Below are 21,883 nucleotides of genomic sequence, written 5' to 3'. Positions count from 1 at the left end.
GGTGCGCGATCGACTCCGTCAGCGTCCGGGCTCTCGAAGGGGGCAGCTGACGGGACCGTATCCGACCGACCGCGGCAAGAAGGGATCGAAAATCCACCTTCTCGTCGACCGCCGGGGCCTGTCCCTGTCGATCGGCATCTCCGCTGCCAACCTCCACGACAGCCAGGCCCTCATTCCCCTTGGTCCGCGGCATCCCGCCCATCGGCTCGCGTCGAGGCCCACGGCGCAGGCGGCCCGGGAAGCTGCACGGGGACAAGGGCTACGACTACCGCCACCTGCGGCGATGGCTCGCCTCCCGCGGTATCCGGCACCGCTTGGCCCGCAAGGGCATCGACTCATCCCGGCACCTGGGCCGGCACCGCTGGGTCGTAGAACGGACCGTGTCCTGGCTGTCCGGCTGCCGCCGCCTGCACCGCCGCTACGAGCGGAAGCCGGAACACTTTCTCGCCTTCACTGCCATCGCCGCGACCCTCATATGCCACCGCCGACTGACCAAGTGAAATCACGTCTTAACCGAACTTAACCGAAGGCGGCTGGGGCACAGCATTCGCTGCGCCCCAGCCGCCTTCGGCGTATCGCCAACGACTACTCTGCGTCACCCTGCCAGAGGCTGGCCCAGTCCGGTGGGACGCAGTGACACCTGCAGGTTTAAGGTCCGTGGCGGCGACTGCAGGCCGGCGCGGCTCCGGCCGATTCTCCCCAAATTCTTCCCAGAGGCTCCCGGGGCACCTGAGAGCGGCAGATCCGCATCTTGCGCACGGTCGATCCCTATTGTTGACGTGGTTGTTCAGAGCCAATCTCGACGCTTGAACACAAGGTACAAAGCGGTGCAGACAACCCCCATCAGGGCAACGGCAAAGGGGTACCCGAACACCCAGCGTAGTTCTGGCATGGTCTCGAAGTTCATGCCGTAGATCGTGCCGACCAGGGTGGGGGCGAAGAGGATGGCCGCCCAGGAGGAGATCTTTTTGATTTCCTCGTTCTGTTCGAAGCCCGCTTCTGCCAGGGCTCGCATTTCCGCGTTCTGTTGCTGGGTCACCAGGGTCGCGTTGACCGTGAGGATGTCGGCCAGGGCCTGGCGGAAGCCGTCGACGCGTTCGCTGGTGTGGGTGACGTGGTCGGCGACGTCGCGCAGGTAGCGCTGGAGTTCGTCGTCCGTGCCGTATTTGGTGAAGCCTGCCATCAGGGCGTGCAGCATGCTGACCAGGGGGCGGGTGGCTCGTTGGAACTCGACCATTTCGCGGGAGAGTTCGTAGATGCGGCGGGAGGCTTCCGGGTCGCCGCGGAAGACCTCCGTCTCGATCTCGTCGATGTCGTTCTGGACGCCCGCGACGACGGGGGCGTAGCCGTCGACGACCGCGTCCAGGATCGCGTACAGCACCGCCTCGGGGCCGAGTTTGAGGAGGTCGGGGGAGTCCTCCATGCGGCGGCGGACCGCCGACAGGTCGGGGGCCGCGCCGTGCCGGACCGTGATGACGAAGTCGGGGCCCACGAAGACGTGCAGTTCGCCGAAGTCGACCTCCTCGGCGGCGTCGAGGTAGCGGGCCGCGCGGAGGACCACGAAAAGTGTCTCTCCGTAGCGTTCCAGCTTCGGGCGTTGGTGGGCCTCCATCGCGTCCTCGAGGGCCAGCTCGTGGAGGTCGAACTCGGCGCCGAGCGTCAGGATTTCGGCGTCCGTCGGGCGTGCCAGGCCGATCCATGCCATGCCGTCCGGTGCGTCGCGCAGCGCGCGGAACGTGTCCGCCAGGGACGTGGATGTCGCCACGCGGACGCCGTCCCGGTACAGCGCCGCCTCGACGACGCTGTCCGCGTCCGGGTGGGGGGTGTTCTCCGGGGTGGCCTCCGCAGGGTTCGCGGCCGGGTGCGGTTGGGCCTGGGGGGTCTTGGCGGGTGCGGGCGTCGAGGGGCGCGTTGTGCGCCGCCATGGGTGTTTCTTGGTGTTCGCGGTCGGTACCGGACGGGCTCGGCGCTCCGTCATGCTGGCCGCCTCCTCTGTCGACGCTCGGCTGTCTTGTCCCACTTGTTCATTCGGTCGCTGATCAGGATATGCGGGCCAAATGGGGTGAGTGGGGAGGGCGGCTCGTCGTGGTCGTGGCTCATCGCGGACCGTATCTGTCCGCGACCCTCGTTAGCGTGACCGGTATGACGAAGACGACTATGACGAAGACGACGTACTCGGACTCGGACTCGAACTCGAACTCGGGCTCGGGCTCGGCCGCATCCAGTCCCGTACTGGGGACCCGCGCCCTCAACCGCGCCACCCTCGACCGGCAGCTCCTCCTGCGTCGGGCCCGTGGTCTCTCCGTCAAGGACGCCGTCGCCCATCTCGTCGGACTGCAGGCGCAGAACGTCAAGCCGCCGTACTGCGCCCTCGCCGCGCGTCTCGCGGACTTCGACCCTGCCGAGCTCTCCGCGCTCCTGGAAGCGCGCGAGCTGGTCCGCATCGTCACCCTGCGCTCCACCATCCATCTGCACACCGCCGACGACGCCCGCACCCTGCGGCCCCTCGTGCAGGACGCGCGCGAACGTGAGCTCACGGGTTTCCGCAAAGGGCTCGCCGGCGTCGACCTGACCGAGCTCGCGGAGCTTGCGCGTGAGGCCGTCGAGGCGGAGCCGCGCACGATGAAGCAGCTCCGCGAGGTGCTGCTCGTCCGGTGGCCCGATGCCGACCCGCAGTCCCTCGCCGTCGCCGCCCGCTGTACGTTGCCGCTCGTCCAGGTCACCCCGCGCGGGCTGTGGCGGCGCAGCGGGCAGGTGGCCCTCACCACCCTCGGGCAGTGGCTCGGCGACGACCTCGACAGGAGTGCGGCGGACGCTGCCGAAGACAGGGCCGGGGTCGCCTCTCTTGACGGTGCCGTCCTGCGCTACCTCGCCGCCTTCGGGCCCGCCTCCGTCAAGGACATGCAGACCTGGGTCCGGCTCACCCGGCTGCGGGAGGTCTTCGAGCGGCTCCGGCCCCGGCTGCGTACGTTCCGCGACGAGAACGGCGTCGAACTCTTCGACCTGCCCGACGCGCCGCGCCCCGACGCCGACACCCCGGCCCCGCCCCGTTTCCTGCCCGAGTTCGACAACCTCCTCCTCTCGCACGCCGACCGGTCCCGCGTCGTCCCCGCCGAGTACAAGGGGCGCACGTGGAAGGGGAACTTCTCCTACTCCGTCTTCCTCCTCGACGGGTTCCTCGCCGGGGTGTGGCGGCTGGTGGAGGACCCCAAGAGCGGGAGCGCCGTGCTCACCATCGAGCCGTTCGGGCGGCCCGGCCGCGCTCAGCGGGACGAGCTGGTGCGGGAGGCGGAGCGGATGCTGACGCGGATCGCGGAGACGTCTTCTTCGTACGACATCCGCTTTGGGGCCGTCGTCGGTGCCTGATGCGTGTGACGTCCGCTTCGGGGGCCGGCATCGACGCCCGACGGTAGTTGGCGGCTGACTGCTGACTGGAGTTACGGCAGCAAGCCCGCCCGGCGCGCCCTCACCACCGCCTCCCACCGCGTGTGCGCGCCCAGCTTCCGCATCGCCGAGCGGAGGTAGCCCTTCACCGTCTCCGGGCGGAGTCCGAGCCGTTCGGCGGCGGTCGCGTTCGTGACGCCCGCGGCCACCCAGGACAGCACGTCGACCTCGCGGGGCGCGAGGGAGACGGGGCGGTCCCCGGTGCGGTCCGGGACCGGCACCGCCGCCGACTCCAACCGCCCGCACACCGCCAGGAGTTCCGCCCGCAACGCCGCGTCCGCGACGCGCGGCGCAAGATCCCGCAGCGCCCCGTGCACCTCACGCACCCGCTCCCACGCCTCCGCCCCCGCGCCCGCGCCCGCCTCCGGGGCGGTCCCCGCCTCCGACCGCGCCGCCGTGAGCAGCGACCTCACCTCGTCACGTACGACGAGGGCCTGCTCCACGTCGCGGGCCGCCGCCACCGCCGCCGACAGTGTCCGGTCGCCGAGCGGCTGGGCCGCGCGCAGCGCGCCGTACAGCACGCCGCGCACCCGGCGACGTACCACCACGGGCACCGCGAGCACCGACCGCAGGCCCTCGGCCGCGACCGCCGCGTCGTACTCGTGGCTGATGTGCCGCGACACGTGGTAGTCGGTGACCGCGCATGGCCGTGACAGGGCGACCGCCTTGCCGCCGAGGCCGTTCCCGGAGGAGATGGCGAGGCCTTGCAGAGCGCGCGTCCCCGTGCCGCTCAGTTCGCGGAGCCGCACTTGGCCGGGGCCTTCGAGGAGGCCGCCGAAGGCCACCGGGAGACCTGTGCCGCGCCGCAGCCGCCGCAGAGCGGTCCGCATCTCCACCGTCTCACCGCCGTCAGCCGACACGCATCCGCCCTCTCGTCCCGCAACACACCCCGCAACACCCCCGTCCGGGGGTAGTGGAACCCGCACCACGAATTACACGATGTCGCGTAGCGTCCGGCAATGAGTACGGCCGCACGAGCAGGAGTGCATGGGGTGCATATGACGACTGACGGGACGAGTGCCACGGGCCAGTCCGGTACGGAGCAGTTCCGTACCGCTCGGGACTTTCTCCTGCGGCATCGAGAGGACTACGCCACCGCGTACGAGGGCTTCGCCTGGCCGCGGCCCGAGCGGTTCAACTGGGCGCTCGACTGGTTCGACGTCATCGCCGACGGCAACGACAGGACCGCCCTGCACATCGTCGAGGAGGACGGCGAGGAGACCCGCCGCTCCTTCGCCCAGCTGTCCGCCCGCTCGAACCGCGTCGCCAACTGGCTGCGCGGGCGGGGAGTGCGGGCCGGCGACCGCATCGTCGTGATGCTCGGCAACCAGGTCGAGCTCTGGGAGATCGCCCTCGCCGCGATGAAGCTGCGCGCCGTCGTCATCCCGGCGACACCGCTGCTCGGCCCCGTCGACCTGTGCGACCGCATCGACCGTGGCCGCGCCCGGCACGTCGTCGTACGCTCCGAGGACACGGCCAAGTTCGACGACGTGCCCGGTGACTACACCCGGATCGTCGTCGGCGCCGAGCGCGAGGGCTGGATCGCGTACACCGAAGCCGAAGCCGACACTGGAGCTGACGCCGCGTCCGACCTCTTCGAGCCCGAAGGCATCACCCTCGCCGACGACCCTCTGATGCTCTACTTCACCTCGGGCACCACCGCCCGCCCGAAGCTGGTCGAGCACACCCATGTGTCGTACCCCGTCGGGCACTTGGCGACAATGTACTGGATCGGGCTCGAGCCCGGCGATGTCCATCTGAACATCTCCTCGCCCGGCTGGGCCAAGCACGCCTGGTCGAACCTCTTCGCGCCGTGGAACGCCGAGGCCACCGTCTTCATCCACAACTACGCGCGCTTCGACGCGAGTCGGCTCATGGCGGAGATGGACCGGGCCGGTGTGACGTCGTTCTGCGCGCCGCCCACCGTGTGGCGCATGCTCATCCAGGCCGATCTGACGCAGCTGCGCACCCCGCCGCGCGAGGTCGTCGCGGCCGGTGAGCCGCTCAACCCCGAGGTCATCGAGCAGGTGCGGCGCGACTGGGGCGTCACCATCCGCGACGGGTTCGGGCAGACCGAGACCGCCGTCCAGGTCGCCAACACACCGGGGCAGGAGCTGAAGCCCGGCTCCATGGGGCGGCCCACGCCCGGTTTCGCCGTCGAGCTCCTCGACCCGGTGACGGGTGCGCCGGGCGCGGCGGAGGGGGAGATCGCCCTCGACCTGGGGGCGGACCCCGTGGGCCTGATGGCCGGCTACCACGGTGACCCCGAGCGCACCGCGGAGGCCATGGCGGGCGGCTACTACCGCACCGGTGACATCGGTTCGCGGGACGAGGACGGTTACATCACTTACGTGGGCCGGGCCGACGACGTGTTCAAGGCGTCCGACTACAAGATCTCGCCGTTCGAGCTGGAGAGCGCGCTGCTGGAGCACGAGGCGGTGGCCGAGGCCGCCGTAGTGCCGGCGCCCGACCCGGTGCGGCTCGCCGTCCCCAAGGCGTACGTCGTGCTCGCCGAGGGCTTCGAACCTGGGCCGGACACCGCCAAGTTGCTCTTCGAGCACTCCCGCGCGGTGCTCGCGCCGTACAAGCGGCTGCGCCGCATCGAGTTCGGTACGCTCCCCAAGACGGTGTCCGGCAAGATCCGCCGCATCGAGCTGCGCGAGGCGACCGCCGCGGGCTCGGACGCGGAGTACCGCGAGGAGGACTTCCGGTGAGCGAACCGTCCTATGCACACGGTACGAGCGGTACGCCGCTGCTGGGCGACACCATCGGGCGCAACCTCGACCGTGCCGTGGCGGCCTGGCCGGAGCGGGACGCGCTCGTGGACGTCGCCGCGGGCACCCGATGGACGTACGCCGAATTCGGCGCCGACGTCGAGCGGCTGGCGCGGGGGTTCATCGGGGCGGGGGTCGCCAAGGGCGACCGGGTCGGCATCTGGGCGGTGAACTGTGCCGAGTGGGTCCTCGTGCAGTACGCCACCGCGCGCATCGGCGCCGTCATGGTGAACATCAACCCCGCTTACCGGGCGCACGAGTTGGAGTTCGTGCTCAACCAGGCGGGCGTCTCCGTCCTCGTCGCCTCGCAGGCCCACAAGAGCAGCGACTACCGCGCGCTCGTCGACGAGGTGCGGCCCCGCTGTCCCGGACTCCGTGCCGTCCACTACATCGGACACGGGTCGTGGGACGAGCTACTGGATGCCGCCGCCTCCGTGAGCGCGCGGCAACTCGCCGAGCGCGAAGCGCAGTTGAGCTGTGACGACCCGGTGAACATCCAGTACACCTCGGGCACCACCGGCTTCCCGAAGGGAGCCACGCTCTCCCACCACAACATCCTCAACAACGGATACTGGGTGGGGCGTACCGTCGGCTACACCGAGCAGGACAAGGTGTGCCTGCCCGTCCCCTTCTACCACTGCTTCGGCATGGTGATGGGCAATCTCGCCGCCACCTCGCACGGCGCGTGCGTCGTCATCCCCGCGCCGTCGTTCGATCCCGTCGCCACCCTGCACGCCGTCGAGCGCGAGCGCTGCACCTCGCTGTACGGGGTGCCGACGATGTTCATCGCGGAGCTGAACCTCGCCGACTTCGCGACGTACGACCTGAGTTCGCTGCGCACCGGCATCATGGCGGGCTCGCCCTGCCCGGTCGAGGTGATGAAGCGGGTCGTCGCCGAGATGCACATGGCGGAGGTCTCCATCTGCTACGGCATGACCGAGACGTCGCCCGTCTCCACGCAGACGCGCCGCGACGACGACCTGGAGCGCCGCACGGGGACGGTCGGGCGGGTGCTGCCGCACGTCGAGGTGAAGGTCGTCGACCCGGCGACCGGCGTGACCGTGCCGCGCGGCACCTCCGGCGAGCTGTGCACCCGCGGCTACAGCGTGATGCTCGGTTACTGGGGCGAGCCGGAACGGACCGCGGAGGTCATCGACTCCGGCCGCTGGATGCACACCGGCGACCTTGCCGTCATGCGCGAGGACGGCTACGTCCAGATCGTCGGCCGCATCAAGGACATGATCATCAGGGGTGGCGAGAACATCTACCCCCGGGAGATCGAGGAGTTCCTGTACGGCCATCCGAAGATCGCCGACGTACAGGTGGTGGGCGTACCGGACGAGCGGTACGGGGAGACGCCGCTGGCCTGCGTGATCCCGCGGGACCCCGACGACGCGCTGACGTTGGAGGAGCTGCGGGCGTACTGCGAGGGGCAGTTGGCCCACTACAAGATCCCGACCGCCCTGCGGATCCTGGACTCCTTCCCGATGACGGTCTCGGGGAAGGTACGCAAGATCGAGCTCAGGGAGCGGTACGGGGAGTGACGGCGTCCGGGGACGCGCCGAGGTCGCGGCGCATGCAGAGGCGGGGCCAGCGGTCCAGGCCCAGCTCCGCCTCGTGCGCGCGGATCGCCCGCAGGGCCGGGGTGAGGTCGCTCTCCGTGAGCGGGCGGAAGCCGATGCGGGCGTAGTACGGGGCGTTCCACGGGACGTCGGTGAACGTGGTCAGGGTCAGCGCGGTCGCCCCCTCCGCGCGGGCCCGCCCCGCGGCGTACTCGATCAGGGCGCGGCCGACGCCGCGGCGGGCGGCGCGCGGGTGCACGGAGACCTGCTCGATGTGGAGCGCCTCGGCGTCGGGGAGGAGCTCGGCGAGCAGGTACGCGACCGGCGCCCCGCCCTCGTCCCCGTCCCCGTCGACGGCGACCCACGCGCGGCCCGCCCGGCGGAACCGCTCCAGCTCCTCGACGGCGGGCGGCTCGTCGTCCGCGATCGCGGCCATGCCGAGCGCGCGGAACGGCTCGCCCGCGGCGCGCTCGATGTCCTGGAGCGCGGGAAATTCGGCGGCGGTGGCGGGGCGGATGACCATGCGGCGAGTATGCCCCGGCCCGAGTACGCCCCGGCCCGAGTACGCCCCGGCCAAAAAGGGTTGTGCGGCCGGGGCCGGACCGGCGATCGTGGGCCGGTCCGTCCGCCGATTCCGCGAGGTGAGTGTGCGCCTGTCCAAGTCCGGCGACCCGGGAAGAGTTGGCACCGGGCAGGGGCCGGCCGGCGCCGCGGGTCCGCCCGGGCTGAGCCGCGGCATGGTCCTGCTGCTCGCCGTCACCTGCGGCGTGGCCGTCGGGAACGTCTACTTCCCGCAGGCCGTCAGCCCGTTGGTCGCCGACGGGCTGCACGTGTCGGCGGACACGGCGGCGCTCGTCGTGACGGCGACCCAGTTCGGGTACGCGGGCGGCATCTTCCTCCTCGTGCCGCTCGGCGACCGCGTCCCGTACCGGACGCTGATCGTCACGCTCCTCGCGCTCACCGGACTCGGCCTGCTCGGCGCGGGCGTGGCACCGGGCATCTCGCCGCTGGTCGGCGCGAGCGTCCTCGTGGGCGTCACCACCGTCGTGGCCCAGGTCATCGCGCCCACGGCGGCCGGCCTCGTCCCCGCCGAACGCCGTGGCGCCGTCGCGGGCACGCTCCTGAGCGGGTCCATCGGCGGCATGCTGCTGTCGCGCGTGTTCGGCGGCACGGTGGGGGAGTGGCTGGGGTGGCGCGCCCCCTATCTGATGACGTCCGCCGTTGCCCTGCTCATCGCCTGCGTGCTGGCCCGCGCGCTCCCGAGGTCGACCGCGCCGTCCCGGCAGCGCTACCCCGCGCTGCTCGTCGAAACGCTCCGTCTGCTGCGTACCGAGCCCGACCTGCGGCGCTCCGGCTTCTACCAGGCGATGATCTTCGGGGGGTTCTCGGCGCTGTGGACCGGGGTCGCGCTGCTGCTGACCGGTCCCGAGTACGGGCTCGGTGCGTCGGCGGTCGGTGTGCTCGCCCTGGTCAACGCGGCGACGATGATCTGTACGCCGGTGGCGGGGCGGCAGGTGGACCGCCGGGGGCCCGACGCGGTCAGTTTCGTCTGCATCGTCGCCGTCCTGGTGGCGGCCGGTGTCCTCTTCGCCGGGGGGCTCGGCGGGGCCGTGGGCCTCGCGGCGCTGGCGGTGGGGTCGCTGCTGCTCGACGTGGCGATGCAGTCCGGCACGGTCGCCAACCAGGTGCGGATCTTCGGGCTGAGCGACCGGGCGCGCGCCCGGCTCAACACGGCGTACATGACCTGCGCCTACCTCGGCGGAAGCGTCGGTTCCTGGCTCTCGGTGGACGCGTACGGAGCCTTCGGCTGGACCGGGGTGTGCGGGCTGGTCTCGCTCCTCGCGGCACTCGCGCTCGCCCGCCACCTGGCGCACCTGCGCGGGGCCGGCCGGGGCGCCGTCACGCCCCGCCGTCGACCAGTGCCTCCGCCGCGCCGTTGACCGGCCGGGGCGTGCCGGACGGGTCCATGGTGAACAGCGGCACGCCCAGGGCGTCCGCGCCGCTGCGGGCGCCGGGCGTGTACCCGGCGAGGGAGAAGAAGGCGCAGGCGACGGGGGCGTCGCCGGCCTCCGTCATGGCGGTCAGCCACAGGCACTCGATGTCCCGCAGGGTGGTGGGCCGCATCGCGGGCTCGACCTGCGCGAGCATGCCGCGTGCGGAGATCCGGGCCCCGGAGGGCGGGCGCCGCGCGGCACTCCTCGTATTGAGGTAGCCGAGCCACCGCAGGTACAGGGCGACCACGGTCACGGCGTCGCGCTCGTCCCGGATCGACACCGGCCGGAAGTCGGGCCGGGCCCGCGGAGCGCTGCACGCCCCCGAGTCCTCCTCGTCCTCGTCCCCGGCCCCCTCTACCTCCCCGTCGTCGCGGGGCTCCGCCCGCGGGCCGCCGACGACCGGAACGCGCAGCACCGCCCCGCACGCGCAGTCCAGCTCCGGGTGGGGCCAGGGGTCCCGGCGGCCGCAGGCGCCGCAGCGCACCGTGATCCATTCGTCTGCCCAGGCCCGGTCGGTGACCGGTGTCACCGGCGCGTTCCGGTCCAGCGGCGGGACCACCGGGGCGCCGCACACGCAGGGGTAGGACGGCGCGACGTACAGATGCTCGCGCCGACAGCCCGGACACCGTACGGGTACACCACCGGCACCGTCCGTCACCGTCACCACCACCTGCCGCATACGCCCTGACAGTCCTCCCCATCCTCCACCCAAGGAATGCCCGGCGGCTGCCAGTTGGCGAGACGTTCCGCGGACCCTCCCTTGACGGTCTCCCGCCCACCCGCTTACATTGCTTCCATATAGCAGAACAAAATTTCCACAATGCGGAAACAGAAGCTCACCGCGGGGCGCGACGGGAGCCGGATCCGCCAGCCGTATCCGGCAGCCGAAGAGCTGTCGTAGCTGTCGAAGCAGGAGAACCCCATGGCTCGTATGACCGCTGTCCGCGCGGCAGTTGAGATCCTCAAGCGCGAAGGTGTCGTCAACGTGTTCGGTGTGCCGGGCGCCGCGATCAACCCCTTCTACAAGGCGCTCAAGGAGGGCGGTGGCATCGACCACACGCTCGCCCGCCATGTCGAGGGCGCCTCGCACATGGCCGAGGGCTACACCCGGGCCAACCCGGGCAACATCGGCGTCTGCATCGGTACGTCGGGTCCGGCCGGCACCGACATGATCACCGGTCTGTACTCGGCGATCGGCGACTCCATCCCGATCCTCTGCATCACCGGCCAGGCCCCGACGCACCTCCTGCACAAGGAGGACTTCCAGGCCGTCGACATCGCGACGATCGCCAAGCCGGTCACGAAGATGGCCGTCACCGTCCTGGAGGCCGCGCAGGTCCCCGGCGTCTTCCAGCAGGCCTTCCACCTGATGCGCTCGGGCCGCCCGGGCCCGGTCCTCATCGACCTGCCCATCGACGTGCAGCAGACCGAGATCGAGTTCGACCCGGAGACGTACGAGCCGCTGCCGGTCTACAAGCCGGCCGCGACCCGCGCCCAGATCGAGAAGGCGATCCGCTTCCTGGTCGAGTCGGAGCGCCCGCTGATCGTCGCGGGCGGCGGCATCATCAACGCCGACGCGAGTGACCTCCTGGTCGAGTTCGCCGAGATCACCAACACCCCCGTCGTGCCGACCCTGATGGGCTGGGGCACCATCCCCGACGACCACGACCTGAACGCGGGCATGGTCGGCCAGCAGACCGGCCACCGCTACGGCAACGCGACGTTCCTGGAGTCGGACTTCGTCCTCGGCATCGGCAACCGCTGGGCCAACCGCCACACCGGCTACAAGCTGGACGTGTACACCCAGGGCCGCAAGTTCGTGCACGTCGACATCGAGCCCACCCAGATCGGCAAGATCTTCGCGCCCGACTACGGCATCGCGTCGGACGCCAAGGTCGCCCTGGAGCTGTTCGTCGAGGTCGCCAAGGAGCTCAAGGCCGCCGGTGAGCTGCCCGACCGCTCGGAGTGGGTCGCCTCCCACCTCAAGCGCAAGGAGACGCTGCAGCGCCGCACGCACTTCGACAACGTGCCGATGAAGCCGCAGCGCGTCTACGAGGAGATGAACAAGGCCTTCGGGCCCGAGACGCGTTACGTCACCACCATCGGCCTGTCGCAGATCGCGGGCGCGCAGATGCTGCACGTCTACAAGCCGCGGCACTGGATCAACTGCGGCCAGGCGGGACCGCTCGGCTGGACCATCCCGGCCGCGCTCGGCGTCGCCAAGGCCGACCCGGAGACCCCCGTCGTCGCCCTCTCCGGCGACTACGACTTCCAGTTCATGATCGAGGAGCTGGCGGTCGGCGCGCAGCACCGCATCCCGTACGTCCACGTCCTGGTCAACAACGCCTACCTGGGCCTGATCCGGCAGGCGCAGATCGGCCTGGACATCAACTTCCAGGTCAATCTGGAGTTTGAGAACCAGAACTCCCCGGAACTCGGTGTCTACGGCGTCGACCACGTCAAGGTCGCCGAGGGCCTCGGCTGCAAGGCGATCCGTGTGACCGAGCCCGACGAGCTCCTGCCCGCCTTCGAGCAGGCCAAGAAGCTCGCGGCGGAGCACCGGGTGCCGGTCGTCGTCGAGGCGATCCTGGAGCGCATCACCAACATCTCGATGAGCCCCACCGCCGACATCAGCGCGGTCAAGGAGTTCGAGGAGATCGCGACGGAGCCGGGCCACGCGCCCACGGCGATCCGGCCGCTGAAGGTCTGAGAAGGCCTGCTGAAGGTCTGACGCCACTCCGGCAGGGGCGGTCCATCCGAGGGGGGTGGACCGCCCCTTCGGCGTGCGCTCACGCCGGCTGCGTCGCGTGGCCCTGGAGATGGTTCAGCAGCTCGTCGGGGCCTCCGGAGGCGGCGGCCGCGGCGCTGCGCGGGAACATGGCCTGCTCGTACGCCGTGAGCGCCGCCTCGATGTCGCCGGGGTGGGCGGCGAGGGCCTCGCCGAGTTCGGCGCCGTCGAGCATCGCCAGGTTGGCGCCTTCGCCGTTCGGCGCCGCGAGGTGGGCGGCGTCGCCGAGCAGGGTCACTCCCGGTACCCGGTCCCACCGGTGGCCGGTGGGCAGGGCGTAGAGGGGGCGCAGGACCGGCGGGATGTCGCTGTCGGTGATCAGCGCGGTGAGCTCCGGCGCCCAGTCGTCGAACTCCCGCGCGATCCGGGCGGTGGCCCCGGCGGCATCGTCGAAGTCGATGGCGGCGAACCAGTCCTGCGGCTCGGACAGGCCCACGTAGGCGTGCAGGGTGTCGCCCCGCTCCCGGTGGGCGAAGAGCTCCCGGTCCGGCGTGAGGGCCATCATCGCCCCGCCGCCGACCGTCTTCGCGGCGGCCGGGTGCCGGGTGTCGGAGTCGAACAGGTAGGTCTCGACGACCGACTTGCCGGTGTACTCGGGTGTGGCGGCGGAGAGCAGTGGCCGGACCCGGGACCAGGCGCCGTCCGCACCGACCAGCAGGCCGGTGACGACGGTGCCGCCGTCGGCGAACGTCACCTCGTGGCGCCCCTCGCCGAGCGTGCGAGCGCCGCTGACCTTGTGCCCCCACCGGACGGTGCCGGCCGGGAGCGAGTCGAGCAGCAGCTGCCGCAGCTCGCCGCGCTGCACCTCGGGGCGGCCTCCCGTGCCGTCGTCCGCCATCTCGTGCAGGACGCTGCCGTCCGGGTCCAGGACGCGCATCGCCTGGCGGCCCTCGAGGACGAGTTCGCGGAATCCGTCCAGCAAGCCCGCGGCAGCCAGGGCCCGTTGGCCGTTGTAGTCGTGGATGTCGAGCATCCCGCCCTGGGAGCGCGAGGCCGGGGAGGACTCCGCCTCGTACACCGTGGCCGGTATGCCGTGGAGGTGCAGGACGCGGGCGAGCGTGAGGCCGCCGAGCCCGGCGCCGATGATCGTGACGGCGTCAGTGGTCATGGGGGTGCTTCCTTCCTGATCCGGCCGGTGCCTTGATGTGCGGCGCCGGCCCGGTCCAATCTCCCCGCGCCCCTCGACAGATCACCGACAGATCACCGACGGCCGCCGACAGCTCGTCGACGCGTACGCGAAAGAGCGGCGAGTACGGGGACTGTCCCGTTCTCGCCGCTCCGGCTCGACCACCCGTCAGGGCTGTGGAGTTGTGACCGCCCGACCGCGCGCGACTGGCGGAACATGCATACGCGCTGCCGGGCGGAGTTCGTGCCCCCGAAGGGGTCGGACGGGACCGCGGCGGTTGCGATGGACCGGGGGTTCCCCTCCCTCAGGTCGAGAAGGGATCCGCCGGACCTTGACCACCGCACTGGCTCGCAGAGCCGCCGCGGACCGTGCCTGCCCGGCCGCGTCACGTACCACCCCTCATCCGGGTCCGTGACGTCGGCGCGGGCTCAGCGCCGGCGAGTCGACCTCCCGTCAACTCACCGGCGCAGCCTGGGTGTTCTCGCTCGCTCAGTCCTCGCGCAGGGCGCGGACGGCGGCCTCGACGCGCTTGCCGTAGTCGGGGTCCGCGGCGTGGAAGTGGGCGAGGTTCTTCTCGATGACGTCGTCGCGGGAGACCTGCGACAGGCCGCCGGCGATGTTTGCCACCAGGCGGGACTTCTCCTCCTCCGACATGAGGCGGTAGAGCTCGCCCGCCTGGAAGAAGTCGTCGTCCTTGGTGTGGGTCGGGGCGGCGTGCGTGCCCGTGTACCCGGCGATCGCGAGCGGCGCCGACAGTGGCTGGCCGGTCTCGACCGGGCCGTCGTACGAATTGGGCTCGTAGTTCTTGCGGTCGCGGCCGTACGCGTTGGACGCCATCAGGCCGTCGCGGCCGTAGTTGTCGGCCTTGGTCGCCTTGGGGGCGTTGACCGCCAGCAGGGTGTGGTTGACGCCCAGGCGGTAGCGGTGCGCGTCCGCGTACGCGAAGAGGCGGCCCTGGAGCATCTTGTCGGGGGAGGGGCCGATGCCCGGAACGAAGTTGTTCGGGGAGAAGGCGGCCTGCTCGACCTCGGCGAAGACGTTGTCCGGGTTGCGGTCGAGGACCAGGCGGCCGACGCGCTGCAGCGGGTAGTCCTTGTGCGGCCACACCTTGGTGAGGTCGAACGGGTTGAAGCGGTAGTCCGCCGCCTCGGACGCGGGCATGATCTGCACGTGCAGGGTCCAGGACGGGTTCACGCCGCGCTCGATGGCCTGGAGCAGGTCGGTCTGGTGCGAGTTCGGGTCCTTGCCCGCGATCTCGGCGGCCTGGTCCGAGGAGAGGCAGCGGATGCCCTGGTTCGTCTTGAAGTGGTACTTGACGAAGAAGGCCTCGCCCTTGGCGTTCGTCCACTGGTAGGTGTGCGAGCCGTAGCCGTTCATGTGGCGGTACGAGGCGGGGATGCCGCGGTCGCCCATGAGCCAGGTGATCTGGTGCGTGGCCTCGGGGGCGTGCGCCCAGAAGTCCCAGACGTTGTCCGGCTCCTGCTTGCCCGTGAAGGGGTCGCGCTTCTGGGAGTGGATGAAGTCGGGGAACTTCAGCGGGTCCTTGATGAAGAAGACCGGGGTGTTGTTGCCGACGAGGTCGTAGTTGCCCTCTTCGGTGTAGAACTTCAGCGCGAAGCCACGGGGGTCACGGACCGCGTCCGCGCCACCGAGGTTGTCGGCCACGGTCGAGAAGCGCAGGAAGACCTCGGTGCGCTTGCCGATCTCGCTCAGGAAGTCGGCGTGGGTGAAGCCGGTGACGTCGTCGGTCACCTCGAAGTGGCCGTACGCGCCGGAGCCACGGGCGTGCACCACACGCTCCGGAATGCGCTCACGGTTGAAGCGGGCGAGCTTCTCCAGCAGGTGCTGGTCCTGCAGGAGGATCGGGCCACCGACGCCGGCGGTGGCGGAGTTCTGGTTGTCGGCGACGGGGGCGCCGGACTCGGTCGTAAGCACGCGCTTCGACATCGTGACCTTCCGTGCTGTGACTGCTGAGGTGTTCGGAGCGTAAGGACCCCTGAACTGCTACGTCAACAGTTTGTTGAAGTTGATGATGGAGTTCCGGGCCGCGGCGACGCCTGGGCGCGACAGGACAGGTGTCAGCGCCGCCACGGCCCGGAAGTTCGAGGGAGCTCTGGAAGGGCTAGAGCTCGGCGCCCGAGAGGCGCTCGACCGAGCGCAGCAGGGCGGAGTGGTCCAGGCCGCCGTCGCCCTGGGCGCGCAGCGAGGCGACCAGCTGGGCGACGACCGCGCCGACCGGCAGGGCCGCACCGACGTTGCGGGCGGCGTCGGTGACGATGCCCATGTCCTTGTGGTGCAGGTCGATCCGGAAGCCGGGCTTGAAGTCCCGGTTCAGGAAGTTGTCCTTCTTGCGGGTCAGCACGGTGGAGCCGGCGAGGCCGCCGTTGAGGACGTCGAGCGCGGCCTTCAGGTCCACGCCGGACTTCTCCAGGAAGACCACGGCCTCGGCGCACGCCTGGATGTTGACGGCGACGATGAGCTGGTTGGCGGCCTTCACGGTCTGGCCCGAGCCGTGCGGACCGCACAGCACGATGGTCTTGCCGAGGGCTTCGAGGAGCGGCTTGGCCTCGTCGAAGTCGGCCTGGTCGCCGCCGACCATGATGGAGAGCACGGCCTCGATGGCGCCCGCCTCGCCGCCGGACACCGGGGCGTCCAGGACGCGCAGGCCCTTCTCCTTGGCGGCCTTGGCGAGGTCCACGGAGGTCTGCGGGGTGATCGACGACATGTCGACGATCAGCGCGCCCGACTTCGCGTTCTCCAGGATGCCGTCCGGACCGTACGCGATGGCCTCGACCTGCGGCGACGCGGGCACCATCGTGACGACCACGTCGGCGTCCTTGACGGCCTCGGCGATGGACTTCGCGGCGGTGCCGCCGGCGGCGGCCAGGCGGTCCAGCTTGTCCTGCTCCAGCGTGAAGCCGGTGACGGAGTAACCCGCCTTGATCAGGTTCTCGGACATGGGGGAGCCCATGATGCCGAGGCCGATCCACGCGATCTTGGGGAGGTTGCTCATGAGGGTGTGCCTTTCTAACTGCGGTGAACGGGCGGGGAGTTCAGGCCTTCGGCAGCCAGCCGAACGCCTCGGCGCTCGGGGCGTCGCCCGGCTTGTACTCCAGGCCGACCCAGCCGTCGTAGCCCGCCTTCTTGAGCTGGTCGAGGAGACCCTCAAGGGGGAGCGATCCCGTACCGGGGGCGCCACGGCCCGGGTTGTCGGCGATCTGGACGTGCCCCGTCTTGTCCGCGTACGCGGCGATCACCTGCGGGAGGTCCTCGCCGTTCATGGACAGGTGGTACAGGTCCATGAGGAACTTGGCGTTGCCGAGGCCCGTCGCCGCGTTCACCTTGTCGACGATCTCGATCGCCTTGGGCGCGCTCACGATGGGGCAGCGCGGCGACTCCGGCTTGTTCAGCGCCTCGATCAGCAGGATCGCGCCGACGCGGTCGGCTTCTCGGGCGGCCAACACCAGGTTTTCCAGGGCGAGTTCGTCCTGGACCGCCGGGTCCACGCCGTCGACACGGTTGCCGTACAGGGCGTTGAGCGCCTTGCAGCCGAGTGACCGGGCGAAGTCCGCCGCCACCGAGAGGTTCGCGCGGAACTTCTCGCTCTCCTCACCGGGAATGGACAGGGCGCCCCGGTCGGGGCCGGGCAGCTGTCCGGCGTAGAAGTTCAGGCCCACCAGCTGAACGCCCGCGTCCTCGATCGCCTTCTTCAGGGCGTCGAGCTCGGACTGCTCGGGGGTGGGGGCGTCGACCCAGGGCCACCACAGCTCGACCGCGCCGAAGCCGGCCTTCGCGGCGGCCGCGGGGCGCTCCAGGAGCGGGAGCTCGGTGAAGAGGATCGACAGGTTCACATTGAAGCGCTGGTCGGAGTATCCCATGGGGCTTCCGCGCTCCTTCCGTATTGCGGAAGTTCATTTCTGCTTGATGGAAGACTGCCTCCGATCTGTGGAAGCTGTCAAGAGGGGACTGCCGAAAAATCGAAGAGCGGCATTAGGTTGTTGGGCGTGCGATTGAGAGTGGAGTTCACGACCGAACCCTTCGATCTCGACGAGGCCCCGGCGCATGCGCTGGTGGCCCGCGAGGTCATTCAGGGGGCCCCGCTGGATGCCGTGGACGTAGGTCCGTTCGGCAATACGGCCGAGGGTGATGTCGACGCGGTGCTGACCGCCGTCGACGCGATGCTGCGCCGGTCCCTGGGGGCCGGGGCCACCCGGGTGTCGCTCCAGGTCAACGTGATCGGCGAGCCGGGCGGGCCGGCGGACCCGGGGGAGGCGGATAAGTGACCGGTTTCGGGGACGACCCCTTCGTCACCGCGGTGAAACCGCTGGTGGACGCCATGGGCGGCGAGATGATGCCGCCCGACCAGGCGGGCGTCGACGACGTCGTCCTCGCCTGGGAGGGCGAGGACGTGGTGGCCGTGCGGCTGCCGCAGCTCGCCGACTCCCTCGACCACATCCTGCTCGCCCTGGAGCGCAAGCAGGGCCGCCCGCTGTCGGAGCTGGACCGCAAGTCCAAGCAGGAGGTCGTGCGGATCCTGGAGGCGCGCGGCGCGTTCTCCGTGCGGCACGGCGTGGAAACGGTGGCCGGTGCCCTTGGCGTCAGCCGCTTCACCGTCTACAACTACCTGAACCGGGAGAACGCCGCGAAAGGCGAGTGAACCTCCCTCGTGGGACGCACGTCCCTCACGGTACGCAGCCGAGCCGTCACCCGTTTCGCGGGTGGCGGCTTCTTTGTTCAAGTTATTTCAACAAAGTGTTGACGCTGCGTTGTTCAAGGTCTTAGCTGTTCCGCAGCCCGTCCAGCACAAGGCCACGGAGGCTCCCGTGACTTCGAGTACGACACCGGACATTGCCCGGTTCAACGCCTTGGAGGAGGCCGCGGCCACCGCCGCGCTCCACGAGGCCTGCGCCTCTTCGGCCTGGGGAAGCAAGCTGCTCTCCCAGCGCCCCTACGCCACCGCCGAAGACCTCTTCGCCGCCAGCGACGCCGCCATGGCCGAGCTCACCGCGGACGACCTGGCCGAGGCGATGGCGGGGCACCCGCCGATCGGCCGCCCGAAGCCCGGGGACCCGACCTCGTCCCGCGAGCAGCGGGGCATGGCAGGCGCCTCCGAGGAACTCAAGACCGAGATGCTCGAACTGAACCTGGCCTACCAGGAGAAGTTCGGTCACGTCTTCCTGATCTGCGCCACCGGCCGTACCGGTGAGCAGATGCGGGACGCGGTCAAGGAACGGATCGGCAACTCGCCCGAACAGGAGCGGGAGATCGTCCGCTCCGAACTGGGCAAGATCAACCGCATCCGCCTGACCCGCCTCCTGGAGGAGCAGACCGCATGAGCACGGAAACGACCGCATCGGTGTCCACGCACATCCTGGACACCAGCGTCGGACGGCCCGCCGAGGGCGTCGCCATCTCCCTGTCCGCCCGCAGCGGCACGGACGCGGCGTGGCAGGTGCTCGGCGGCAGCGCGACCGACGCGGACGGGCGCTGCAAGGACCTGCCGGCCCTGCCGGTGGGGACCACGCACGTACGTCTCGACTTCGAGACCGAGGCGTACTTCCTGAGCAAGAACAACCAGCAAGCCGAGGCGCAGCAGGACGCCCCCGCGAATCGGGACAGCGGCACGACCGGAGCGTTCTTCCCGGAGGTGGCGATCACGTTCGCCGTCGTGCCGGGCGAGCACTACCACGTACCGCTGCTGCTCAACCCGTTCGGCTACTCCGTTTACCGAGGGAGCTAGCAGACATGCCCACCATTCTGGGACAGAACCAGTACGGCAAGGCTGAGAACCGGGTCGTAAAGATCACGCGGGACGGCGACACCCATCACATCAAGGACCTGAACGTCTCCGTCGCCCTCTCCGGCGACCTGGACGACGTCCACTACAACGGCTCGAACGCCAACTGCCTGCCGACGGACACGACGAAGAACACCTGCTTCGCGTTCGCCAAGGAGTACGGCATCGAGTCCGCCGAGCAGTACGGCATCCACCTCGCCCGGCACTTCGTGGACAGCCAGCCCTCGATCCACCGCGCGCGGATCCGCATCGAGGAGTACTCCTGGGAGCGCATCGGCGGCTCCGACAGCAACGCCAAGTTCATCGGCGCCGACGAGGTGAAGCACTCCTTCGTCCGGAAGGGACAGGAGACGCGGCTCGCCCAGATCACCTACGACGGCGAGCAGTTCGAGGTGCTCTCGGGTCTGAAGGACCTGACCGTGATGAACTCCACGAACTCCGAGTTCTGGGGCTACATCAAGGACAAGTACACGACCCTCCAGGAAGATTACGACCGCATCCTCGCCACCTCCCTGTCCACCTGGTGGCGGCACAACTGGACCAGCGACGAGCAGCGCATGCCGAGCTGGGAGCGGTCGTACGAGCAGGCGAAGAAGCACATCCTGCACGCCTTCGTGGAGACCTACTCGCTCTCCCTCCAGCAGACGCTGTACCAGATGGGTTCGCGGGTCATCAACAACCGCAGCGAGATCGACGAGATCCGCTTCTCCGCGCCCAACAAGCACCACTTCCGTCAGGACCTCTCGCCCTTCGGCCTCGACAACGAAGCCAAGGACGGAGCCGTCTACTACGCCGCCGACCGCCCCTACGGCCTGATCGAGGCCACGATTCTGCGGGACGGCGTCGAGCCGAAGATCCCGGTCGACATGACCAACCTCTGACGCGGGATGCGCGCCCCCGCCCCACCGCAGTGGGCGGGGGCGCGCCACACCGGAGGGAACATCCGCAATGGCACAGCCTGCAAAGGGGCCGGCAGCAGCCGAAGGCCCATGTTCCACCCCATCGGACACAGCGGTAGCAGCTGACGGCGAGTCAACTGCCGACTGTCATCCGGTGGATGAGAAGCTCCACCCCTCGCGGCTCGTCCCCGCCGCACTCCAGCACATCGCCGCCATGTACGCGGGTGTGGTCACCCCTCCGCTCATCATCGGCCAGGCCTGCGGCCTGGACACCGTGGCGCAGACCCGGCTGATCGCCGCCGGACTGCTGATCGCCGGTCTCGCCACCATCCTGCAGACCCTCGGCGTCAAGGGATTCGTCGGCAACCGCCTGCCGTTCGTGAACGCCGCGTCGTCGGCGGGCATCGCGCCCATCCTCGCCATCGCCGAGACCAACGCCAAGGGCGACCAACTCCCCGCGATCTACGGCGCGGTGATGGTCGCGGGCGTCTTCTGCCTCGCTGTCGGGCCCTTCTTCGGCCGGCTGCTCCGCTTCTTCCCGCCGCTGGTCACCGGCGTCGTCATCACCCTCATCGGCGTCACGCTGATGCCCGTGCCCGTGAAGTGGGCGCAGGGCGGCGACGACACCGACCCGACGTTCGGCGACATGAAGTACCTGGCGCTCGCCGCCTTCACGCTCGTCGTGATCCTGTTCTTCCAGCGATTCGGCCGCGGCTTCCTCAAGCAAGTCGCCCTGCTGGCGGGCATGTTCATCGGCACGCTCGCCGCGATCCCGTTCGGCCTCGCCGACTTCACCTCCGTGCAGACCGCTCCGCTGGCCGCGCTGCCCACGCCCTTCGCCGCCGGCGCCCCCGTCTTCCAGCCCGCCGCGATCCTCTCGCTCTGCATCGTGATGCTGGTCCTGATGACCGAGTCCGCGGCCGGGATGCTGGCCCTCGGCGAGATTTGCGAGCGCAAGACCGACGGCAAGACGATCACTCGTGGCCTGCGTACGGACGGCATCGCCACCCTGGTGGGACCCGTCTTCGGCGGCTTCCCGACCTCCGCCTTCGCGCAGAACGTCGGCGTGGTCTCGCTGACCCGCGTACGCAGCCGCTACGTCGTCGCGGTCGCGGGCGGCGCGCTCATCGTGCTCGGCGCCTTCCCGGTGCTCGGCGCCGTCGTGAACGTGGTCCCCATGCCGGTCCTCGGCGGCGCGGGCATCGTCCTCTTCGGCTCCATCGCGGTCAGCGGCATCCGCACGCTCTCCGAGGCGGGCCTCGACGACAGCTCCAACATCATCCTGGTGGCCGTGTCGCTCGGAGCGGGCATCATCCCGCTCGCCGCGCCCACCTTCTACGCGGAGTTCCCCGCGTGGGCCCAGACCGTGCTCGGCTCCGGCATCAGCGCCGGCGCGCTCGTCGCGGTCACGCTCAACCTGTTCTTCCACCATCTCGGCACCCGTGGCTCCACCGCCGCGGCACTCAAATCTTCCTAGGGTCATGCCGTGCCCACATCGC

19 protein-coding genes and 1 pseudogene are annotated in these 21,883 nt (G+C 70.2%); 12 read left to right on the top strand and 8 right to left on the bottom strand.

What is annotated here, in order from left to right:
• Positions 1-500, top strand: a pseudogene (locus ACI2L3_RS39110) (IS5 family transposase); the annotation flags it as partial.
• Positions 501-787: 287 nt separating this feature from the next.
• Here the strand turns inward: ACI2L3_RS39110 and ACI2L3_RS39105 are convergent.
• Positions 788-1,978: a CorA family divalent cation transporter gene (locus ACI2L3_RS39105; protein WP_404757237.1), complete on the bottom strand. Its 1,191-nt coding sequence runs from the start codon at positions 1,976-1,978 to the stop codon at positions 788-790.
• A 164-nt stretch (positions 1,979-2,142) separates the two neighbouring features.
• On the opposite strand from ACI2L3_RS39105, the gene ACI2L3_RS39100 reads away from it, so the two are divergent.
• Positions 2,143-3,366 carry a winged helix DNA-binding domain-containing protein gene (locus ACI2L3_RS39100; RefSeq protein ID WP_404757236.1) on the top strand — a complete coding sequence of 408 codons (1,224 nt, stop codon included), beginning with the start codon at positions 2,143-2,145 and terminating at the stop codon, positions 3,364-3,366.
• Positions 3,367-3,437: 71 nt separating this feature from the next.
• Here the strand turns inward: ACI2L3_RS39100 and ACI2L3_RS39095 are convergent, their stop codons facing one another.
• A complete protein-coding gene (locus tag ACI2L3_RS39095; RefSeq protein ID WP_404757242.1) occupies positions 3,438-4,274 on the bottom strand; it encodes a LuxR C-terminal-related transcriptional regulator in 837 nt (278 codons plus the stop codon).
• A 168-nt stretch (positions 4,275-4,442) separates the two neighbouring features.
• Here ACI2L3_RS39095 and ACI2L3_RS39090 point away from each other — a divergent pair, with 168 nt between their 5' ends.
• Together ACI2L3_RS39090 and ACI2L3_RS39085 are read left to right on the top strand one after the other, a co-directional pair.
• Positions 4,443-6,158 carry an AMP-binding protein gene (locus ACI2L3_RS39090; protein WP_404757241.1) on the top strand — a complete coding sequence of 572 codons (1,716 nt, stop codon included), beginning with the start codon at positions 4,443-4,445 and terminating at the stop codon, positions 6,156-6,158.
• Positions 6,155-7,762: an AMP-binding protein gene (locus ACI2L3_RS39085; RefSeq protein ID WP_404757235.1), complete on the top strand. Its 1,608-nt coding sequence runs from the start codon at positions 6,155-6,157 to the stop codon at positions 7,760-7,762. Before ACI2L3_RS39090 ends, ACI2L3_RS39085 begins: the two co-directional genes overlap by 4 nt.
• Here ACI2L3_RS39085 and ACI2L3_RS39080 read toward each other — a convergent pair.
• Positions 7,740-8,303 carry a GNAT family N-acetyltransferase gene (locus ACI2L3_RS39080; protein ID WP_404757234.1) on the bottom strand — a complete coding sequence of 188 codons (564 nt, stop codon included), beginning with the start codon at positions 8,301-8,303 and terminating at the stop codon, positions 7,740-7,742. The genes ACI2L3_RS39085 and ACI2L3_RS39080 overlap by 23 nt on opposite strands.
• A gap of 118 nt (positions 8,304-8,421) precedes the next feature.
• On the opposite strand from ACI2L3_RS39080, the gene ACI2L3_RS39075 reads away from it, so the two are divergent.
• Positions 8,422-9,720 carry an MFS transporter gene (locus ACI2L3_RS39075; RefSeq protein ID WP_404757233.1) on the top strand — a complete coding sequence of 433 codons (1,299 nt, stop codon included), beginning with the start codon at positions 8,422-8,424 and terminating at the stop codon, positions 9,718-9,720.
• On the opposite strand, the gene ACI2L3_RS39070 is transcribed toward ACI2L3_RS39075, so the two are convergent.
• Complete coding sequence (locus ACI2L3_RS39070) at positions 9,680-10,453, bottom strand: hypothetical protein (RefSeq protein ID WP_404757232.1); 774 nt, start codon at positions 10,451-10,453, stop codon at positions 9,680-9,682. The two genes, ACI2L3_RS39075 and ACI2L3_RS39070, sit on opposite strands and share 41 nt — an antisense overlap.
• A 243-nt stretch (positions 10,454-10,696) precedes the next feature.
• Here ACI2L3_RS39070 and gcl point away from each other — a divergent pair, with 243 nt between their 5' ends.
• Positions 10,697-12,484, top strand: a complete 1,788-nt coding sequence (gene gcl, locus ACI2L3_RS39065; RefSeq protein ID WP_404757231.1) for a glyoxylate carboligase — start codon at positions 10,697-10,699, stop codon at positions 12,482-12,484.
• 79 nt (positions 12,485-12,563) lie between these two features.
• On the opposite strand, the gene ACI2L3_RS39060 is transcribed toward gcl, so the two are convergent.
• The 4 genes from ACI2L3_RS39060 to ACI2L3_RS39045 form a co-directional block, all read right to left on the bottom strand.
• On the bottom strand, positions 12,564-13,670 hold the full coding sequence (locus ACI2L3_RS39060) for an FAD-dependent oxidoreductase (RefSeq protein WP_404757230.1): 1,107 nt from the start codon (positions 13,668-13,670) through the stop codon (positions 12,564-12,566).
• 507 nt (positions 13,671-14,177) lie between these two features.
• Positions 14,178-15,635 carry a catalase gene (locus ACI2L3_RS39055; protein ID WP_404757229.1) on the bottom strand — a complete coding sequence of 486 codons (1,458 nt, stop codon included), beginning with the start codon at positions 15,633-15,635 and terminating at the stop codon, positions 14,178-14,180.
• A gap of 175 nt (positions 15,636-15,810) precedes the next feature.
• Positions 15,811-16,701 (bottom strand): 2-hydroxy-3-oxopropionate reductase, encoded by an 891-nt coding sequence (locus ACI2L3_RS39050; RefSeq protein WP_404757228.1) that lies wholly within the window; start codon positions 16,699-16,701, stop codon positions 15,811-15,813.
• A gap of 40 nt (positions 16,702-16,741) precedes the next feature.
• Positions 16,742-17,566, bottom strand: coding sequence for a TIM barrel protein (locus tag ACI2L3_RS39045; RefSeq protein ID WP_404757227.1), 825 nt, complete (start codon positions 17,564-17,566; stop codon positions 16,742-16,744).
• Positions 17,567-17,692: 126 nt separating this feature from the next.
• Between ACI2L3_RS39045 and ACI2L3_RS39040 the strand changes: the two genes are divergently transcribed.
• The 6 genes from ACI2L3_RS39040 (at position 17,693) to ACI2L3_RS39015 (ending at position 21,861) form a co-directional block, all read left to right on the top strand.
• On the top strand, positions 17,693-17,971 hold the full coding sequence (locus tag ACI2L3_RS39040; RefSeq protein ID WP_355805625.1) for a hypothetical protein: 279 nt from the start codon (positions 17,693-17,695) through the stop codon (positions 17,969-17,971).
• Complete coding sequence (locus ACI2L3_RS39035) at positions 17,968-18,345, top strand: helix-turn-helix domain-containing protein (protein WP_404757226.1); 378 nt, start codon at positions 17,968-17,970, stop codon at positions 18,343-18,345. The genes ACI2L3_RS39040 and ACI2L3_RS39035 overlap by 4 nt, the downstream gene beginning before the upstream one ends.
• Before the next feature lie 166 nt (positions 18,346-18,511).
• A complete protein-coding gene (uraD, locus tag ACI2L3_RS39030) occupies positions 18,512-19,024 on the top strand; it encodes a 2-oxo-4-hydroxy-4-carboxy-5-ureidoimidazoline decarboxylase (RefSeq protein ID WP_404757225.1) in 513 nt (170 codons plus the stop codon).
• Positions 19,021-19,428, top strand: coding sequence for a hydroxyisourate hydrolase (uraH, locus tag ACI2L3_RS39025; protein ID WP_404757224.1), 408 nt, complete (start codon positions 19,021-19,023; stop codon positions 19,426-19,428). Before uraD ends, uraH begins: the two co-directional genes overlap by 4 nt.
• Positions 19,429-19,433: 5 nt before the next feature.
• Positions 19,434-20,366, top strand: a complete 933-nt coding sequence (gene pucL, locus ACI2L3_RS39020) for a factor-independent urate hydroxylase (RefSeq protein WP_223777660.1) — start codon at positions 19,434-19,436, stop codon at positions 20,364-20,366.
• A gap of 67 nt (positions 20,367-20,433) precedes the next feature.
• Positions 20,434-21,861 carry a nucleobase:cation symporter-2 family protein gene (locus tag ACI2L3_RS39015; RefSeq protein WP_404757223.1) on the top strand — a complete coding sequence of 476 codons (1,428 nt, stop codon included), beginning with the start codon at positions 20,434-20,436 and terminating at the stop codon, positions 21,859-21,861.
• Positions 21,862-21,883: the final 22 nt, after the last annotated feature.

This window comes from Streptomyces sp. NPDC029674, from assembly GCF_044903205.1.
Classification (GTDB): domain Bacteria; phylum Actinomycetota; class Actinomycetes; order Streptomycetales; family Streptomycetaceae; genus Streptomyces.
Note: the sequence above shows the minus strand (reverse complement) of the source record. Positions and strands in the feature narration are given on the sequence as shown.

Excerpts from the sequence above, each read along its gene's own strand:
- ACI2L3_RS39055 (WP_404757229.1), bottom strand. The coding sequence starts at position 15,635 with ATGTCGAAGCGCGTGCTTACGACCGAGTCCGGCGCCCCCGTCGCCGAC.
- ACI2L3_RS39050 (WP_404757228.1), bottom strand. The coding sequence starts at position 16,701 with ATGAGCAACCTCCCCAAGATCGCGTGGATCGGCCTCGGCATCATGGGC.
- ACI2L3_RS39100 (WP_404757236.1), top strand. The coding sequence starts at position 2,143 with ATGACGAAGACGACTATGACGAAGACGACGTACTCGGACTCGGACTCG.
- pucL (WP_223777660.1), top strand. The coding sequence starts at position 19,434 with ATGCCCACCATTCTGGGACAGAACCAGTACGGCAAGGCTGAGAACCGG.
- gcl (WP_404757231.1), top strand. The coding sequence starts at position 10,697 with ATGGCTCGTATGACCGCTGTCCGCGCGGCAGTTGAGATCCTCAAGCGC.
- ACI2L3_RS39060 (WP_404757230.1), bottom strand. The coding sequence starts at position 13,670 with ATGACCACTGACGCCGTCACGATCATCGGCGCCGGGCTCGGCGGCCTC.
- ACI2L3_RS39045 (WP_404757227.1), bottom strand. The coding sequence starts at position 17,566 with ATGGGATACTCCGACCAGCGCTTCAATGTGAACCTGTCGATCCTCTTC.
- ACI2L3_RS39015 (WP_404757223.1), top strand. The coding sequence starts at position 20,434 with ATGGCACAGCCTGCAAAGGGGCCGGCAGCAGCCGAAGGCCCATGTTCC.
- ACI2L3_RS39080 (WP_404757234.1), bottom strand. The coding sequence starts at position 8,303 with ATGGTCATCCGCCCCGCCACCGCCGCCGAATTTCCCGCGCTCCAGGAC.
- ACI2L3_RS39090 (WP_404757241.1), top strand. The coding sequence starts at position 4,443 with ATGACGACTGACGGGACGAGTGCCACGGGCCAGTCCGGTACGGAGCAG.
- ACI2L3_RS39095 (WP_404757242.1), bottom strand. The coding sequence starts at position 4,274 with ATGCGGACCGCTCTGCGGCGGCTGCGGCGCGGCACAGGTCTCCCGGTG.
- ACI2L3_RS39070 (WP_404757232.1), bottom strand. The coding sequence starts at position 10,453 with ATGCGGCAGGTGGTGGTGACGGTGACGGACGGTGCCGGTGGTGTACCC.
- uraH (WP_404757224.1), top strand. The coding sequence starts at position 19,021 with ATGAGCACGGAAACGACCGCATCGGTGTCCACGCACATCCTGGACACC.
- ACI2L3_RS39105 (WP_404757237.1), bottom strand. The coding sequence starts at position 1,978 with ATGACGGAGCGCCGAGCCCGTCCGGTACCGACCGCGAACACCAAGAAA.